At 46.8% G+C, this 18,863-nt stretch carries 14 protein-coding genes; 1 reads left to right on the top strand and 13 read right to left on the bottom strand.

Translation table 11 applies throughout. The annotated features are described in order from the left end of the window. Positions 1–10: 10 nt before the first annotated feature. From mraY to F0261_RS10825, 9 genes are all read right to left on the bottom strand, one after another. The gene (mraY, locus tag F0261_RS10865) at positions 11–1,093 is read right to left on the bottom strand and encodes a phospho-N-acetylmuramoyl-pentapeptide-transferase (RefSeq protein WP_014950432.1); all 1,083 of its coding nucleotides are present in this window, start codon (positions 1,091–1,093) and stop codon (positions 11–13) included. After that, on the bottom strand, positions 1,087–2,496 hold the full coding sequence (murF, locus tag F0261_RS10860; RefSeq protein ID WP_171337962.1) for a UDP-N-acetylmuramoyl-tripeptide--D-alanyl-D-alanine ligase: 1,410 nt from the start codon (positions 2,494–2,496) through the stop codon (positions 1,087–1,089). The genes mraY and murF overlap by 7 nt, the downstream gene beginning before the upstream one ends. Beyond that, entirely contained in the window at positions 2,493–4,058 is a 1,566-nt protein-coding gene (locus tag F0261_RS10855) for a UDP-N-acetylmuramoyl-L-alanyl-D-glutamate--2,6-diaminopimelate ligase (RefSeq protein ID WP_171337961.1), read from the bottom strand. Before F0261_RS10855 ends, murF begins: the two co-directional genes overlap by 4 nt. Next, on the bottom strand, positions 4,048–5,823 hold the full coding sequence (locus F0261_RS10850) for a penicillin-binding protein 2 (RefSeq protein WP_171337960.1): 1,776 nt from the start codon (positions 5,821–5,823) through the stop codon (positions 4,048–4,050). Before F0261_RS10850 ends, F0261_RS10855 begins: the two co-directional genes overlap by 11 nt. Continuing rightward, on the bottom strand, positions 5,820–6,155 hold the full coding sequence (gene ftsL / locus F0261_RS10845; protein ID WP_014950436.1) for a cell division protein FtsL: 336 nt from the start codon (positions 6,153–6,155) through the stop codon (positions 5,820–5,822). Before ftsL ends, F0261_RS10850 begins: the two co-directional genes overlap by 4 nt. After that, complete coding sequence (gene rsmH / locus F0261_RS10840) at positions 6,152–7,093, bottom strand: 16S rRNA (cytosine(1402)-N(4))-methyltransferase RsmH (protein ID WP_014950437.1); 942 nt, start codon at positions 7,091–7,093, stop codon at positions 6,152–6,154. Before rsmH ends, ftsL begins: the two co-directional genes overlap by 4 nt. Continuing rightward, positions 7,090–7,548 (bottom strand): division/cell wall cluster transcriptional repressor MraZ, encoded by a 459-nt coding sequence (gene mraZ, locus F0261_RS10835; RefSeq protein WP_012519465.1) that lies wholly within the window; start codon positions 7,546–7,548, stop codon positions 7,090–7,092. Before mraZ ends, rsmH begins: the two co-directional genes overlap by 4 nt. Positions 7,549–8,039: 491 nt before the next feature. Further along, positions 8,040–8,864, bottom strand: a complete 825-nt coding sequence (locus F0261_RS10830) for a DUF5777 family beta-barrel protein (protein ID WP_171337959.1) — start codon at positions 8,862–8,864, stop codon at positions 8,040–8,042. Between the two features lie 158 nt (positions 8,865–9,022). Next, on the bottom strand, positions 9,023–9,784 hold the full coding sequence (locus F0261_RS10825) for a SapC family protein (protein ID WP_171337958.1): 762 nt from the start codon (positions 9,782–9,784) through the stop codon (positions 9,023–9,025). A gap of 394 nt (positions 9,785–10,178) precedes the next feature. On the opposite strand from F0261_RS10825, the gene F0261_RS10820 reads away from it, so the two are divergent. After that, a complete protein-coding gene (locus F0261_RS10820; protein ID WP_171337957.1) occupies positions 10,179–11,429 on the top strand; it encodes a dipeptidase in 1,251 nt (416 codons plus the stop codon). A gap of 85 nt (positions 11,430–11,514) precedes the next feature. Here the strand turns inward: F0261_RS10820 and F0261_RS10815 are convergent, their stop codons facing one another. The 4 genes from F0261_RS10815 to F0261_RS10800 form a co-directional block, all read right to left on the bottom strand. After that, positions 11,515–14,790, bottom strand: a complete 3,276-nt coding sequence (locus F0261_RS10815) for an efflux RND transporter permease subunit (RefSeq protein ID WP_171337956.1) — start codon at positions 14,788–14,790, stop codon at positions 11,515–11,517. Further along, positions 14,783–16,510 (bottom strand): efflux RND transporter periplasmic adaptor subunit, encoded by a 1,728-nt coding sequence (locus tag F0261_RS10810; RefSeq protein WP_171337955.1) that lies wholly within the window; start codon positions 16,508–16,510, stop codon positions 14,783–14,785. The genes F0261_RS10815 and F0261_RS10810 overlap by 8 nt, the downstream gene beginning before the upstream one ends. Positions 16,511–16,522: 12 nt before the next feature. After that, the gene (locus F0261_RS10805; RefSeq protein WP_171337954.1) at positions 16,523–17,926 is read right to left on the bottom strand and encodes a TolC family protein; all 1,404 of its coding nucleotides are present in this window, start codon (positions 17,924–17,926) and stop codon (positions 16,523–16,525) included. Between the two features lie 188 nt (positions 17,927–18,114). Continuing rightward, positions 18,115–18,585: a hypothetical protein gene (locus F0261_RS10800; protein WP_207198695.1), complete on the bottom strand. Its 471-nt coding sequence runs from the start codon at positions 18,583–18,585 to the stop codon at positions 18,115–18,117. Positions 18,586–18,863: the final 278 nt, after the last annotated feature.

Here is an 18,863-nt window from a genome sequence, read left to right as displayed (position 1 = left end):
TCTTTACCACTTATCTAAGTTTAAGGGTAGCTAAACCCACTAAAACCAAAATGATTGAAATGATCCAAAAACGCACTATTACGCGCGGCTCTGGCCAGCCCTTCAATTCATAGTGATGGTGAATAGGCGCCATACGAAAAATACGCTGGCCACGCAATTTGTAAGAACCTACCTGAAGGATGACCGACAGGGTTTCCATAACAAAAACACCACCCATGATGATTAACACGAGTTCTTGGCGCACTAATACAGCTAACACACCTAGTGTGCCGCCTAGCGCTAGTGAGCCAACGTCACCCATAAATACTTGTGCCGGATACGTGTTAAACCATAAAAAGCCTAAGCCTGCACCGACCATGGCGGTACACACAATCACCAGTTCGCTGGTAAGCGGAATATGAGGAATATTCAGGTATTCAGCAAAGTTCGCATTACCTGTCACATAGGCGAAAATGGCAAATGCGCCTGCCACCAATATAGTGGGCACAATGGCAAGTCCATCCAATCCATCGGTAAGGTTTACCGCGTTACTTGTGCCTACAATGGCAAAGTAGGTAATAATGATGAAGAACGCACCTAACTGCGGGAACACTTCTTTGAAGAAAGGCACCAGTAGTGAGGTTTCAGCGCTTATTGTTGCACTGCTGTATAGATAGAATGCGACGCCTAACGCAACCACAGATTGCCAGAAATATTTCCAACGGGCGATAAGCCCCTTCGAATCTTTGCGGATCACTTTTCTGTAGTCGTCAACAAACCCAATAATACCGTAGGCCACAACCACGGTAAGGGTTACCAACACATAACGGTTAGTCAGGTCAGCCCAAAGCAGGCCGCTTACTACAATTGCTGCGAGTATAAGTAACCCGCCCATAGTGGGTGTGCCTGATTTTGACAAATGGCTTTGCGGGCCATCGTCTCGTACGGTTTGACCAATTTGCATACGCTGTAAATAACGAATCATCTTAGGGCCAATAAGAATGGCAATAAGTAATGCGGTCAGCGTGCTTAAAATTGCACGAAGGGTAAGGTATGAAAATACGTTAAACCCTGAATCGAACTGTGTCAGCCAGTCGGCTAGCCAAATTAACATGCTATTCGCTCCCGACGGCTATCGTGCTTTCCCAGCGCAGAGGCCTCTACCGCCTCTACCACACGTTCCATTCTGGAACTGCGTGAACCTTTAACTAAAATTGAAATATCGCGCTGCTGCACTAACAAATCACTCTCCATTGCGGCCAACAAACTTTCAACATCGCTGAAATGGCCACCATTTTCATTAAACACAGCACTGGCTGATTGACTCAAAACACCCATGGTATACAGGTAATTAATTCCTTTTTGTTTAGCGTATTCCCCCACCTGCTCGTGGTAAAAACGCGCTTTTTCACCCAACTCTTTCATGTCGCCTAGAACAAGAACGCGGATACCTGAAAAGCTACTTAGCGTATCAATTGCCGCATTAACAGAAGCCACATTGGCGTTGTAGGTGTCATCTAACAGGCGAACCTGTTCGGTAAGCTGCTTTACATTTAAGCGACCACTAACTTGCTTCATGGCAAGTAAGCCGTCGCGCACGTTTTCTAGTGTGGCGCCAACTTGCAGCGTTAATGCCGCAGCAACAAGGGCATTCCCCACGTTGTGAACGCCAGGAATAGTAAGCTGAATAGACATATCTCCTTGCGGGCAAACCAAGTGGAATGCGGCGCACCCATCTAGCCCAATGGTGATATCTTCTGCTCTAAAATCAGCATCGTTTTTCTGCTGGGGCGAAAACGTTAGCGTTTTGGTCTGTTTAAGTTTGCCTTGCCAAAATTCGGAAAACTGGCTATCAACATTGACTACCGCCACGCCGTCACTGCCTAAGCCTTTAAAAATTTCACTTTTGGCGCGCGCTACACCTAGCAAACTTCCAAAGCCTTCTAGATGAGAAGCGGCGGCGTTTACGATAGTCGCGACGTCCGGCTTAACAAGGTTCGTGGTATAGGCGATTTCACCAATGTGATTTGCGCCTAACTCCATCACTGCATATTCATGCTGAGGTTCAAGGCGTAGGAGGGTTAGCGGCACACCGATATCATTATTGAAGTTACCGTTTGTGGCTAATACATTGCCTCTTCGCTCCAAAATAGCGGCACACATTTCCTTTACGGTGGTTTTGCCACTGCTTCCGGTAATCGCAATCGTTTTGGGTGCCACATAAGCTTTTACTGCCGCACCTAATAGACCAAGTGCTTCTTTGGTATCTTCAACCATGATGACAGGTAACGAGGTTGCTGCGTCTTCACTGGCAATAACCGCACTTGCTCCCGCTTTCTCCGCCGTTGAAATAAAATCATGGCCGTTAAAATTCGGACCTTTCAAGGCCAAGTAAACTGCGCCATCTTCTAGGGTGCGGGTATCGGTACTTACTGCAGACACTTCAACGTCAGCAGCGCCTTTCAATAATTTTCCATTAACCTTTTCGGCTATCCATGACAGCGTTGTTGTTATCATTTGCTGTACTCCTGTTGCAGTCGCGCCACAACTGCACGTTCGTTATAGTTAGTCTTTTTGTCACCGATAATTTGGTAATCTTCATGGCCTTTTCCGGCCACGATGATGATGTCGCTTTCATGCGCATGCTCAAGGCAATGACGAATAGCTTGCTCGCGATCAGGTATAGACACTGCCAGTTCACGGTTTTTCAAACCCGCAATGATATCCTCGGCGATAGATTCAGGGCTTTCACTGCGACTGTTATCTGTGGTGATAACAATAGCGTCAGCACCAACCTCGGCAGCCTGCCCCATTAACGGTCGCTTGCCTTTGTCTCTGTCCCCGCCGCAGCCAAACACACACCACACTTTGCCCGTTGTATGGAATTTGGCGCTTAACAGCACTTTCTCCAGAGCGTCTGGCGTATGCGCGTAGTCCACCACTAGGTTCGCCGCACCCGTTACAGGGAAAACTTCCATTCGCCCGGGTACAGGCGTGATTGCATTTACCGCGTTAACCACGTCATCAAAACGCTCACCTTCAGCGAGTAACGTACCTATAGCACTCAATACATTACTGATATTGAACTTTCCGAATAGTGGCAGCGAAATAGCAGCGCTTCCCCACGAACTCACCAGTTCAAAGCTACATCCACCTGCATGATAAGAAGCATTTGTGGCGAAACAATGGCGACTTTGAGGATTGTTATGCTCTCGCAAGTATTCACTTTCACCGCTTCCATCCAGACCACTTTCGTCTATACCTGTCCAGATGCGTGTAATCGACTTATCTGCTGCACCATCCCACTTCTTACTTTCATCATCATTAGCGTTTAATACCACAGCCTTTAAACCTGGCTGCTGAAGCAGCAAGCGCTTGGCTTTGCCGTACTCTTCCATGGTGCCGTGGTAATCGAGATGATCTCGAGTAAGGTTGGTGAAAACAGCGATATCGGTTTTTACTGTACCAAGCCGCCCTTGAACCAATGCGTGAGAACTTGCTTCGAAGGCCGTATGGCGCACTTCACTTTGCACAAAGTCTGCCAACAAATATTGCATACGTATGGCATCGGGCGTAGTGTTCGCTGCCGGCGTGTTCGACCACTGGGTTTCATCGCCTTCAAACACACTACTCCCTAGAGTTCCGATGCTTGCACTACGTGTACCTAACGCATCCTTAAGCTGGGTAAGCAATTGAACTGTAGAGGTTTTTCCGTTTGTCCCTGTCACTGCTACTGTCGTCATTTTCTGAGCAGGGTAGTCGTAAAATGCAGCAGCTAATGCAGAGAGCATTTGTGGTAATTCATACAGCGAGATAATGACGCTGTGGTCACGCATTTCCATCTGACCATGGGCACTACTGTCTTCAGTTTGCGCCAGAATTACACGGGCCCCTAAACTTATTGCCTGGGGTATAAAATCTCGACCATCACGTTCGTGGCCCTTAATTGCCAAGAACGCTAAGCGTGTATTCACTTCTCGGCTGTCTAGCGTTAAACCTTCAATGCGGATATCTGGGGCGTCTACACCAAATTTCGCCAATAAAGCTTTTATACTTTGAATAAAGGCACTAACTACCACTTTGACCTCCTTTCAATAAGCGGCTAGATGTAACCTGCTTGTCATCGGGCGTAACGTTTAACATGTGCAATGCGCCACCCATAATTGATGAAAAGACAGGTGCAGCGGTATCCCCCGCGTGATACAAATCACCGCCGGGTTCGTTGATCAATACAATAGTTACTAGCCTGGGGTCAGACACAGGTGCGATACCGGCGAAAATGTTGACGTACTCTTCGCCGTACCCGCCAGCCACCGCTTTTCGGCTTGTTCCTGTTTTCCCAGCAACGCGATAACCTGGTACCGACGCTTTTGTTGCTGTGCCGCCACGCTGGGTTACGCTTTCCATCATTTGAACAATAGCGTTAGCGTTTTCTTCGCTGATCACCCGCTCAGATTGAGCCTGCCATGAAGGTTGCTCTGGCGACTTGATGACATTAAGCGGTGTTTTAATACCGCCGTTCGCCAACGTTGCGTAAAGACGCCCCAACTGTGCAGTGGTAACCGAAATGCCGTATCCAAATGACAGCGTGGCTAGCTCAAATTCAGACCAGCGGCTGCGCTCATGAAAGATACCGCTACTCTCACCCGCCATATTAAGCCCGGTATCGCTCATTAAGCCCATATTGTAATAGGTATCCAGCAGGAACTGTTTAGGCACAGAAAGCGCCAGCTTCGACGTTCCCATATTTGAGGAATGCTGAATAATTTCTTCTAGCGTTAGTTCGCCGTAGTTGCGCGAATCTTTTACTAAGCTGCCGCCTAATCGCATCCATCCTGGATGAGTGTTTACTGAGTCTTCAGGCTCCACTTCACCGAACTCTAATGCAGTAAGGACGGCCAGCGGTTTTAGCGCCGAGCCTGGTTCGAACGCATCGGTAATAACCCTGTTACGCATTCTGTGCGCAGAAATATCGCTTCTGTCATTCGGATTGAACGACGGTGCATTCACCATGGCTAACACATCACCGCTTTTTACATCGATGACAATGGCGGAAGCCGAGCTTGATTGGTAATAAATCATGGCTTCTTTAATTTCTTTATAAGCAAGTGCCTGAATACGCTGATCAATAGTCAGCTGCAGGTCGCCGGCTTTTTCGCCTGATTTTGTTTCTAAGATCTCTACCTGACGGCCTTTCGCATCGCGGCGTATTTTACGAGAACCCGGCGTGCCCGTTAGCCACTCGTTATACATGCGCTCCAAGCCTTCAACGCCCGTGTCGTCAACATCGGTTACGCCGATTAACTGCGCTGAAACTTCACCTGTAGGATAGTAGCGGCGGCTTTCACGGCGAAGATAAATGCCTGGAATGTCCAGTTTATCAACGTACTCTGCCATGGCAGGCGACACCTGACGCTGCAAGTAAACAAAGCGGCGTTTGGGGTTTGCCACTTTTTCTTTGAGTTCATTGACGTCTTGGCGCAGTACATCTGCCAGCGCTTCCCAACGGCGTTCTTCCTCGAAGCCGTTGTTTTCATGGATAACCTTAGGGTCTGCGTAAATGGCCCGAACAGGAACACTTACCGCCAGTTCGACACCATTTCTGTCGGTAATAAGCCCGCGATAGGTTGGCATATCACGGGTTCTTAGCGTGCGGTTGTCACCCTGTTGAATTAACTCGTCTGGCTCAATAACTTGAATATAGGCTGCACGGGCGGCTAGCACGCCGAAAACCAGCATGATTACCACAAGTACAACGACAAAACGCCAATGCACTAAACTTGGCGTTACATTTTGCTTTGCACCGGTCTTTTTACGCTTACGAGAAAGTGCTGTTGTACTCATTTCAACTTCACCACTACTTCATCGTCTGCGGTTGGACGGTACATTTCTAACTGTTTTTCAACCAGGTTTTCTATGCGGTTGTGCTCGGTCAACGCACGTTGCTCAAGCACTAGGTTTCGCCATTCAACATCCAGCTCATCTTTCTCTTGCATAAGGTCTTCAAGGGCAATGACCTGCTGTCTGTTGTGATGACTGCTTAGTGTCACTGCCATGGCACTTGTGATAACCATTAAATACAACAAAACCCGCAACTTGTTGCGGGTCAAATCTGAAACAATTATTAGCAGTAATTTAAAATTAGTGCTGGCCTTGTCTGGCGCGGCTTTGGTCATAACTTTTCTGCCACACGTAATACCGAACTGCGAGAGCGAACGTTGTTCGCAATCTCCTGTTCTGAAGGTTTTATCGCTTTGCCCAAGGCTTTTAACACTTTATCTGCATCTATTTCAGCCTGAGTAATCGGTAAGTTGTGCGGTACTGATTTCCCTTTACTTTGATCCTTAATGAAGCGTTTTACTAAACGGTCTTCAAGAGAGTGAAACGAAATAACGGCAAGACGTCCTTCTTTCGCCAACACCTGTGTCGCGGCTTTAAGGCCTACGCGAAGTTGCTCAAGTTCCGCATTGATATAAATGCGAATACCTTGGAATGCACGGGTTGCCGGATGTTTAAACTTATCCTTTACAGGAACCGCTTCGTCGATAATTTTGGCTAGCTGAGCTGTGCGCGTAATGGGTGTTTCTTTTCGCGTGTTTACAATGGCATGGGCTATGCGTTTGCCGAACTTCTCTTCGCCAAACTCTTTAATAACCTGCGTAATGTCTTGTTCTTCGGCGTTAGCCAACCAGTCTGCAGCACTTTGTCCACGTGAGGTGTCCATACGCATATCCAGCGGGCCGTCACGAAGGAAGCTAAAACCACGCTCGGCATCATCTAGCTGAGGTGAAGACACCCCCAAATCCATAAGCACACCGTCAATCTTACCGGTTAGTCCCAGCGCTTCGATTTCTTCTGCCATATCACCAAATGGTGAGTGGATAATGCTAAAACGCTTATCATCGGCGAAACGTTCTGCCGCTTTGATTGCTTGCGGATCACGGTCAAAGGCGATGAGACGCCCGTGTTCACCCAATGCATCCAAAATATGTGCTGAGTGCCCCCCACGGCCAAAAGTGGCGTCAATGTAGATACCGTTCGGTTTAATCGCTAGGGCTTCAATGCATTCATCAAGCAATACTGAAATATGTTTAAATTCGCTAGGCTGCGTCATAGAGAAAAGTCCTGTAATCGTTCGGTAAGTTCAAATTCGCCTTTGCGTTCGGTGTCTATATCAGCTTCAACTTGTTGTGCCCAAATATCGGCATCCCAAATTTCGAATTTGTTTAACTGACCAACTAACATGACTTCTTTTGAGAGTTTTGCGAAACTTCGCAGTGGAGTAGGAACAAGAATGCGCCCGCTTTTATCCATCTCACCTTCTGAAGCATAACCTAGTAGCAATCGCTGCAAGCGACGCTCGGCTGGGATCATGCTTGAAAGTTTAGAGAGTTTAAGCTCAATCTCTTCCCATTCGGGAAGTGGGTAAAGTAGCAAACAACTTTGTTGTGTATCGACTGTGCAGACCAGTTGTCCCTGACAATCATCCAGCAGCGACTGACGATACTTCGTCGGTATAGCCAGTCTGCCTTTTGTATCCAGATTGATTGCGTTAGCGCCGCGGAACATTCCCCTAGCCTTTTATTATTTGCTCTTGGTTTTCTTGTTTTTTGAGTACTAATCTGCAAAGTGATGATGATTTGATCCACAATTCGCCACATTTACCCACTGAGATACAGTTTAGGTATCAATGATCCCCACTGTCAAGTAGAAAAAAGGCGTGAAGGCCGCATAAATACTGGGTTTAAACTGTTTGGATATACAGTGCTTTTAGGAAGTGTATGATTAGGCGTGTAAAAAAGATTAAAAAATATTCAGGTGAGAAAAAATAAAGGTGTAATTAATCGATGAACTGCTGTCTTTGACTGTAAATAAGCGGCGAGATCTCACGATTATGTTTAACGCTGTTTTCAGCGGTATTGCGCGTATGCTGAGTCGTAATTCAAACAGCTGCGCCACATCAGCACGTTAAAAAACGAGTGAGCTAACCCGACTAGTGCTAACTCACTGCATTTACATCAACGCGTGCTAACGCATAGCGATGATCAAGGTGTCCTAACTTAGAAACGATAGGATGCTGAAAGTGAAGCAACGTCACTGCTTTCTTCCCCATCAATATCCGTTTCATAGCTTGCTGATATTGAAAACTGTTCATTAACCCAGTAATCAAGCGCAACACCTGCGGTTTTTACATTATCGAACCCATCTGGTGCATTGGTATAGCTATAGCTTCCCTGAACGCTCAAACCTGGAGTGAAGAAATATCTGGCGCTGCCTGATAGAACGTCAATATCGTCTGCTACGTACTGAGCAGTAAAGTCCCAGCCTGTTCCCCCATTCCCTACCGTGGTATAACGTGTAAATACAAGTGGTGAAGTCTCATTTTCACTTTCGCTGTAACTTTCCGTACCATTATTAAAGTCGTAAGTGGCACGCTGATAGATGACACCTGCACCAATTTGCCATTGACGGGATAAGTTAAATCCTACCTTTAGGTCAATATTGGTATAGTCTTCGTCACCGAATTCGTCGTCAAATTTACTGTGAGCGCCTTCTATGGCAAGCATCCACGTATCGTCAAGGTAAAAAGTACTGCCTAAATTAAATACGTCAATACCATCTAAATTGGCGTAACCACCAGATAAACTCGATACACGCTGAAGATAAGGGTTGATAAGGTAAGCGCCGCTGTTTCCGCTAACTTCTTCAAGGTAGCGCACATATCTTGCACCGTAGAGGTTGTCATCTAACCCTTCAAAATCGACAGCAGTTACCTGTACTTCGTTTTGTGTAGCTGCATGTGCTGCTGAGACTGTAAATACTGAAGCCGTGATAAGTGATAGTGCAGTTAGCGTAGTTTTTAACTTATTAGTGTTAGTGTTCATGTCTTTTGTCCTTAAAAAATGTGTTGAGAACGAGATGTAAGATAAGACATTAAAACTTAACGGTTTCTGAACGAAACATGACGAAGTCTGAACGAGTGCAAAAGACATAAAAAAACCCGCTGTTAAGCGGGTTTTTGGTATTCAGAATTGGGAAGCTATTAAGCTTTTGGTGCCGCTTCAGCGTCAGCTTTAACCGCTGAAAGTTGCATGCTGCGAATTGGGTTCGCGGTGTCATTAGAAAGCTCAACAAGGCGGTTAAGCTGGCCAACAGACATCATAACTGCATAGATAGCGCCTAGGAAGCCTTGCTTATGTAGCTCAAGCACCTGCTCTTCAGGTAGCTCAAGAAGCTTCTTCTCGTTGATGCTCATCATGCCAGTAACGTTGCGCTGCTTACCGTCTTGGTAAGTAAGACGAATTTGAATTGGGTCAAGAAGGTCTAATTCCACAACTTTAGCAACAAAACGCTGAGTTAGCATCTCGCTGTTCGCAAGGTCTGCCAAAAACTTCTGACGGCTATCAAGGAATTCACTGGCTTCACCGGCTTCAGTAAACAAAGGCTGGCCTTCGTCAGAAATAAGATCAGAGTTTTCGTCAATGAAAACACCAAGCTTGTCGCCGTCTGGACGTACGTCGAACGGGTAGCGAAGAATATTCATTGGCACGTGAGGGCCTTTCCAGCTGTCGCCAGTTAGGAAAAGGTTTTGACCTTGTTCCATACCAAGCATAGTCACAACATGGTGGCGCTGGGTGTTATTGTCTTCGATAAATACTAGCGGCATAGTGGCTGCTAGTTGAGCAAACTCACGGATTGATGCTGCTGCAAGGTGTGTACCTTTCGCAAAGCTGAAAGATGTATTTACCGCAACCTTTAGGTCTTTATGCTTTTCTTTATCTAGCGGTACAAAATTAATAGCCATATTTATTTCTCATACTTGTTAGCTGTGGCCCCGGCTTGATTATGTGAGAAGAGCGGGTGCCACTAAAAAATTACGTCGGCCGCGCTGATGCATAGTAGTCATCGATAATTGGCGGAGCGCTTGGGAGTATCCCGTATTCGCGCAATGAAGTCACGCAGTCTTCACCATAACAAGTTTTAAATTTTTATTGCAATGTAAACTTGAAGTAAACAAGCACAAGCGCTCTAAAAATGAGCAATATCGACTAATTTAGGGCTTAGCGAGAGCTAATCTGGGGTAAATGCATAGCAAGTAAAAGCCTATTGTCGCAGTGCGCATTATCCTTTAGTCTCGTATTGCTATTAAGTTAGCGGTTGTTGACCTAAGCGATAAAAAAACAAAATAAGGATTTTCTATGAAGGGGCGCTTCCCACTCTCATCTTGCGCATTACTTATCTCTGCGCTTTTTGCTTCACACTCTGTACTTGCTGAGACCTCTACTTATTCAGCATCTGAAAAAGCTATCAAGATCGCACAAGAAACTATTATTGTTGATGGACACATTGATGTTCCTTATCGCGTAAAGGAAAAGTGGGTTGATGTCACTAAAGCCACGCAGGACGGCGACTTCGACTACCCTCGTGCAGTATCTGGTGGTTTGAACGCCCCTTTTATGAGTATTTACGTGCCTGCTAGTTTAGACAACTCTCCAGAATCTACGCAGCTTGCCCATGAGCTCATCGATTCAGTAGAAGCCATTGTTGCCCGCGCACCTGATAAATTTGCCATTGCTAAAAGCCCTTCTGACGTAAAAGCCCAATTTGAAAAAGGGTTAATTTCACTGCCAATGGGTATGGAAAATGGTTCTCCTATTCAAGGTGACTTGGCGAATCTAACGGATTTTTACGAGCGCGGGATTCGCTACATCACCCTTGCTCATAGTCAAGCTAACCACATTTCTGACTCTTCGTATGACCTGCGTAGAAAATGGAAAGGCCTTAGCCCGTTTGGCAAAACTTTAGTGGGCGAGATGAACAACATCGGCATCATGCTAGATATTTCCCATGTGTCTGACGACGCCTTTTATCAGGTTATTGAGTTAACAAAGGTGCCAGTCATAGCATCACATTCTTCGCTGCGCCGCTTTACCCCCGGTTTTGAGCGCAACATGGACGACGAGATGATCAAAAAACTCGGCGAAAATGGTGGTGTGATTATGATTAACTTTGGTTCTAGTTTTGTATCTAAAGAAGCTGGCAAGTGGCGTAGTGGCCTTACTGCAGCGCGCAAAGCCTTGGTTGAAAAAGAAGGCGAAGACAGCCCTAAGCTAGAGAACTTTGAAGAGAATTATCGCAAAGAAGTGCCATACCCTTATTCAACCCTTGATGAAGTGCTTGACCATATCGATCACGTGGTAAAACTGATTGGCGTTGATCATGTAGGCATTGGTTCAGACTATGACGGTGTAGGTGACTCATTACCTATTGGCCTTAAAGACGTGGCGAGTTTTCCAAACCTAGTACAAGGATTGCTGGATAGAGGTTATAGCCGTAGCGACATTGAAAAGATATTGAGCGGAAACCTTTTGCGCGTATGGCAACAAGTTGAGGAATATGCGAAAGAGCATGCGGAAGGTTATGCGAAAGATCAGGCGGCAGCGCACTAATCGCGCAATGCTTTAAAAATAAAGCGCAGGGAAGCGTGTTATCGCTTCCCCATGCTTTATCTACTCTACTACACTTTCAACTCTATTATTTTTTGCGTGACACAATTAGGTAAAACGCGCTTGGCAATACCAACAGCGTTAATACCAGTGCACTCGCCATACCGCCTACCATAGGCGCCGCAATGCGCTGCATCACCTCACTACCTGTTCCAGTGGCATAAAGCACAGGTAATAAGCCCACAATAATAGAAAGCGACGTCATCATAACAGGGCGAAGCCTTGCCGAGGCGGCATGGACAATAGCCGTTTTAACAAGCGCATCTTTTTTAATGTTGCCATTTTCTGTTGCGTGCTTAGTAAGTGCATCTGATACATATTGGTTTAGATAGACCAGCATGATAACGCCTATTTCTACCGCTACGCCGGCTAAGGCAATAAACCCTACGCCTACCGCCACCGACAGATTAAAATTAAGAAGGTAAAGCAACCATACACTGCCCACCAGCGCCAACGGTAAGGTAGCAAGTATGAGTGCCACATCGCGAAGGCGTTTAAATGCCAGATAAAGCAAAAGGCAGATAATGGCTAACGTTAGCGGTATAACCAGCGACAGTTTTGCTTTCGCGCGCTCAAGATAAGCAAACTGCCCCGCCCACATGATGGAGTATCCAGTGGGTAAATCAAGGTGCTCTGACAAATGGCGTTTCGCGCTATCTACATAACCCCCTAAGTCAATACCTGTGGCCGAGTCTGACGAGATATCAATATATACCCACCCATTTAATCGGGCATTTTCGCTTTTAATCCCCGCCGGCCCGTCGTCAATACGCACAGTTGCCACATCTCCAAGGGTAATGTGAACACCGCTTGGCGTGACGAAAGGCATGGATGCTAAAGATTCAGGCGTATCGCGGTAGTGCTGTAAAAAACGCATGGCGATAGGAAAACGCTCACGCCCTTCCACTGACTGCGTAACCACTTTGCCGCCCACTGCCGAGCCTACAATACTGTGAACATCGTCTATCGTCATGCCATAACGCGCCGCCAACTGCCTGTCGATATCGATATAAACGTAGCGGCCACCTACCACCCGCTCAGCGTAAACTGATGCTGTGTTGGGCAGGTCTTTAAGCTGTGTCTCTATATCCTTTCCGATGGCTTCAATGCCTGCAAGGTCAGGCCCCGCAATCTTGATCCCAACAGGGGTTTTTATCCCGGTTGCCAACATGTCGATACGGGTTTTAATTGGCATTACCCACGCATTGGTCAGCCCAGGAAATTGCACCAGAGCGTTAAGCTCTTCTTTGAGCTTTTCAGTGGTCATGCCCTCCCTCCACTGCGCTTTCGGTTTAAGCTGAATGAAGGTTTCAATCATCGTCAATGGTGCAGGGTCTGTGGCCGTATCTGCGCGTCCAATTTTCCCGAATACCGTTTCAACCTCGGGCAAGGTTGCAATAAGCTTGTCCGTCTGCTGTAAAAGCTCTCTGGCTTTACCCACTGAAATACCCGGGTAGGTTGTAGGCATATACATCAAATCGCCTTCGTCCAGTTCGGGCATAAATTCACTACCTAGTTGGCTTAACGGCCAGTACATGGAAAGCAACAAGCAAAATGCCCCCGCCAAAGTGAGCAGTGGGTAGTTAAGCAACCGCGTCAGCAATGGTTGATATACGCGCTCTAAAGCTCTATTTACTGGGTTCTGGGCTTCAGATCGTATTTTTCCGCGTACAAAATAACCCGCCAGCACAGGTACCAAGGTAATTGCCAGCGCCGCAGCTGCTGCCATGGCATAGGTTTTGGTAAAGGCAAGAGGCGCAAAAAGACGCCCTTCTTGTGCTTCTAACGCAAAAACAGGAATAAAGGATACCGTTATAATTAGGAGCGCAAAGAATAAAGCTGGGCCAACTTCGGTGGTCGACTTAATCACCAGTTCCCAACGTTTGGCTGCCGAAAGCTTTGCAGATGTTGGCGCAAAGGTTGGTATAGATGTTCGCGACTGGGCGCTCCCTGACCCAACCTGACTTGCTGAATCCCTTTGACTCGCTGAATCCCTTTGACTCGCTGAGGCTCCCTGACTTGATGAAACAGCATGCTGATGAATGTGCTTGTGTAAATTTTCAACCACAACAATAGCGCCATCCACCATTGCACCAATAGCGATAGCAATGCCACCTAAAGACATGATGTTGGCATTAAGTCCCTGCAGCTTCATTACGATAAACGCGGCGAGAATACCAATAGGCAAACTGATTAGCGCAACCATAGATGAACGTAAGTGAAACAAGAAGATAGCGCACACCAAACCGACAACCAGTAATTCCTCCACCAACTTATTGGAGAGGGTATCGACGGACTTATCAATAAGGGTGGAGCGGTCGTAAACGGGGACTATGTTCACCCCTTCCGGCAAGCTCGCTTTTAGTGAATCCAGCTTAGCTTTAACCGCATCGATAGTGGATTTTGCGTTTTCACCATAGCGCATCACTATAATGCCACCCACGGTTTCGCCATTCCCGTTTAGTTCAGCAATACCGCGGCGCATCAACGGGCTTTCTACCACTTGAGCTACATCGTTAATCGTTATGCTAACGCCGTCTTTGATAACGCCTGTGGGCAACGCCAATATGTCATCAATGCCCTGAATGTAGCTTTGCGCGCTAACCATGTACTCTGCCTCGGCCATTTCAATAACCGAAGCGCCTGACGCGCGGTTACCCCGTTTAAGGGCAATTTCTATCATGGATGGCTGAATGTTGTAGGCACGTAATTTTTCAGGGTCGACAATAACTTGGTATTGTTTAACCATCCCTCCAACAGACGCCACTTCAGATACGCCTTCAACTGACTGAAGCTCAAACTTCAAGAACCAGTCTTGCAACGCCCTTAGCTCACCAGCATCTAGCGCATTTGGCTGACTAGCATCGTTCTCCAACGCATAAATGTAAACCCAACCTACCCCTGTCGCATCTGGACCTAACTGAGGTGTCACGCCTTCTGGAAGTTGCGAAGACGCTTGGCTTAGGTATTCCAGAACGCGGCTTCGAGCCCAGTACATGTCTGTATCGTCATCAAAGATTATATATACGTAGGCATCGCCGAAGAATGAATACCCTCGCACCGTCTGTGCGCCAGGTACTGACATTAGCGCAGAGGTGAGAGGAAACGTCACCTGATCTTCCACCACTTGCGGCGACTGACCGGGATAGTTTACTTTCACTATGACCTGGACATCAGATAAATCAGGGATAGCATCAACGGGGGTGTTTTTCACCGCCCAGACACCCGCAATACTGAGCATAATAGCGCTCAGCAATACCAGTATTCTATTGTTTACCGACCAGCGAATTACCGATTCAATCATGGTGCATATGCTCCTTATGATTTATCGATTTTTGTTCTGCCGACTTGTGAACCATTGACTTATGAACGATCGACTCGTGAGCATCGCTTTGCTCTCCATCGCCCTTCAGGTTGCTCGTATCATGTTTATGATTGCTGTGTTCTGTGCCATGAACCATGCCCTTGTCCATTGCATGTTCACTGCGCTTTCGCATATCGATAACCGTGAATTCTTCGCCAGTCACAAAGGTGAACATGATGTTGTCACCTTCTTTGAACTGAGATAAGTCAATATGCTTTGATACCGAAAATGACATTGTCGCAGGTCCCCGTCCCCATTTTTCAATCGGCCCGCGAGCGATCACTAACTTTGCGTCATTCGAAGCGCCATTCGTTTCGGTGTCAGCCGGCAATGCAATTGCCTCAATAGTACCTGTTGTCGTGGCCTGATGATCGGGCGCTTTCATTCGCTCAAAGTCACTGCTTTTCGACGACTCTGAATCAATCAAAAATTGTGCTGATACCACCACATCATCCTCTGGCAGCAAGCCTTCGACGACTTCAAAATGTGTACTATCGCTTTGCCCCAGCGTTACCCGTACCGACTTAAAGTTGCCATCGCCATCACTGAGTACCACTTTTGCGCCCTCAGCCGTGCGAATAACGGCACTGCGAGGAACCAGTAACGCTGCCTTGCGTTGAGTAGGCTTTATTCCAACGTGGGCAAACATATTGGGCTTTAACGTGTGGTTGTTATTGTTTAGCGGTATGCGCACTTTCAGGGTTCGCGTTGTTTCCGACAAAGACGGATAAATATACTCTACGTGACTTTCCCATTTAGCACCGGACCCATGGTCCATTTCGTCGAGGGTAATCACAGCGCCATTATGAGGCGCTATGATTTGCGCGTACTTTTCAGGCACCTCTGCAATCACCCACACCGTATCTAGCTGTGCGATGCTCATCAAGGTTGTCCCGGGCTGAACGTAAAACCCCTCCCGAATATTCAGCGCTTCTACCACACCGCTTTGCGGCGCGTTAAATGTGACGGTTTGTGTTACTCGTCTAGTTTTTTGCAATGCTTCAATAACGCTCGTTGATAGCCCCAGTGTTCTTAGGCGCTCGGCTGCGCCATCAATTAAACGTGCGTCGCCTCGCTTAAGGGCTAAAACGTATTCTTCTTGTGCGCTAACTAATTCTGGCGAATACAGGGTATAAAGTGCCTGTCCTTCTTCTACTTGCTCACCTTGAGATTTAATGAAAAGCCTGTCGACCCAACCTGATACTCTAGGGTGGATGTGCACAATGCTATCTTCATCGTAAGCAACGTTGCCCACTGCCGTTACGGTCTGTTGTAGTGTTCCAATGGTAACGGGCGCGACTTTAACACCTATATTGTGCTGTACATTTGGCGGAATCATTACGGTACCAGGCGTACGCTCATTACTTTTCGCAGATGTTGCTTCGTCATTGGCGTATACTGGCACCAAGTCCATTCCCATCGGTGACTTTCCCGGTTTGTCACGGCGATAGCTGTCATCCATAGGCGCTACCCAATATAAAGGGGCTTTATCATCAGTTTCGTCGCTAAGGGCACTTTCGCCATTTCCGTGTTTTGATGAATCAGACAACAATAGTGAAGCCAAGCCGAACGCTAATAGGCCGCCAAATAGCAGACCTACTAGCAAACCTTTTATTAGCGTGCTTTTTGTATCTGGAGCAGGGTGAGTTGAAGATGTCATATTAACTACTCTTTATTCGAAAAAATGGGCGTGAGTGGGCAGGTACAAATAAGCAAGTGACGCCAATGTTCTGGCGCGCTCGATGTCGATTTTGAGTAAATCATCCTGTACCTGTACTTGCTTGAGATTGGCATTGACAACATCACCGATATCACCGGTGTCTGTGGTATAAGCTGTCAGTTCAGCTTCAGAAAGTTGCCGTGTTTCACCAATTAACGCCGTTTCATAAAGCGCTTTGCGCTCACTGAGCGCTGACAAGCGTGATTTAAGCACCTCTGCATTCGCGGCAAGCTCGTTCACTTTCAAGCGGAAGTCCGTTTCAGACGCACTCATTTTGGAAGCCGCTGCGGCTATTGAAGCGTCTTGACGAGATTTATTGAAAAACGGAAGGTCTACTTGAACACCCAATGACACAAAATCAGCTCGGCTTGCGCCATTTTGTGCATCTTGTCTGTATCCATAACTTGCTTCAAATGCCCACTGAGACTTAGTTTGCTCTCGCGCTATGTTCACATTTTGCGCTTCTATCTGGGTCTGAATTTGAAGCAGCATAGCCTCAGGATGATGCTGTAGTATTGAAAAAGGCTCACTGTTCTCAATAACCGTTAAGAACGAAGAAAGGCTGAGGTTGCTGTCGTTTAAGATAGCATCGAGCTCGATACGCGTTGGATAAGAAGGCGTTGATTGAGCCAGCGGTGCGCTTACAGAGTCATCTAGCGGCGCACCAAACCATTTTGAAAGTGCCGATCTCGCTTCATTTTTTTGCTGGTAGGCCTGCACATATTTGTCGTCTAGTGACAACAATGCCAAGCGCACTTGCAGTATGTCTTGTTGCGCCGCTGCACCAACGCCTTGGCTGTATCTGGAGTCAGTAAAATCGAGTAGCTGTGTAAGCAATGATTTCTCTTTGTCCAATAATTCAATGCGACGTGTTGCATAGACCCAATCTAACCAGGTAAGGGTAACCTCACGTTTAAGCCACGCCTTTCTCGCTTGGCTCTCTACCGACATTTGATCAGCCATAACCTGATACTTTTGCTGGCTGTAGAGGTTTTCATCGCCTCGCGGTAACTGCTGCTTCAAACCAACTTTAAATTGCGTCATAGGCTCTTGGTCAAATGCGAAGCCGTCGGTAGGCAAGTTTTGTACAGAAGCTGAAACCTGAGGATTTGCCCAATATGATGACGCTTCAGCTTCTGCATTAAAGCGATCCTTTCGATGCGCATTCCCTTTAAGCAAAGGGTCGTATTGAATAGCTAACTGCAGCGCTTGTTCCAGGCTTAGGGTCTGCGCGACAACGGGCTTATTAGCCATCAAAAAAGAAGAAAGCACAAAAATTAAGGCGAACAAGGCGCTTACTTTACAAGGTCTGTCAGCGCTTTCGTTCACTTTTTTAGGTACCGAATAGTTGCTCATGTATAACATCACTTTTCAGGTGTAAGGCGTGTTGACGTTGCCTCGCTCTTCGCTAAATTCGACAAAGGGAATTAGCAAAAAGGCTTACCACGCGTTACATAGATAAAAGATTAGAGACATCTCAAAACGACAAGACGACGTCGTGACATAAAAACGTCTCTGCTGCGAAACAAATCCGCGAGATAGATCTATGCTGTGAAAAGTGACTTAGGTGGGCGAAACTGCCCGAAGTGAGGAGATGAGCGCTGCCCCAGTATAGGTGCAGTGGCAGCCATTCTGGCTACCGATATTTCGGTTTCAACGGTAGGCTGAATGAGCGCACTCGCGCTAAGATTAAAACAGTGATCGGCTGGGCAATTACATTCATCCTTGCAGCAAGACATGTCGCTCATCTGTGATGCTTTCACGCTATTCACGCCTGCATCGCTAACTTGGACGCCGTCGAACTGAGCGGGTTTGCTCTTGCTGTTTTTAGCACTTAAATCCGCATGTTGTGATGACAATTCTTGGTGCTGACAATGTGTATTAGCAGACTCAGGCATTCGAACCTGATGGTTAGCATGAGCAGCATCCGACTGCGGTGTCATCACCGACATTGAATGGGCATGTTCGTATGAATGTTCGATAGATACAGCGCTACCTGACGACACAAGGGCCATCAATAAGAACAGTGTAAGGATAAACGAACTTGCATTCGCCGACCTATACCGTTTGCGCGTTAAACTAATCCGAAACTTTCTCAAATACTGTACTCAAAATATTGCTGTCTATTGTGCAACGAAATAATAGCGTGATGTAACCAAGCAGTAAAGCCAGCCGTTAATGTCGCTAAGCTAGGGCCTGTATATGGTCTCCCCCATTATTGCAAGAGTAAACATGCTGTTTTGACTAAAATGGTTTGCGTCCGTATATCCGGCTTCTCGTTGAAGTATTTTCA

Source organism: Alteromonas sp. 07-89-2 (assembly GCF_013113925.1).
Taxonomy (GTDB): domain Bacteria; phylum Pseudomonadota; class Gammaproteobacteria; order Enterobacterales; family Alteromonadaceae; genus Alteromonas; species Alteromonas macleodii.
The sequence above is the reverse complement of the archived record's forward strand: the minus strand, read 5'-3'. Positions and strand labels throughout refer to the sequence as shown.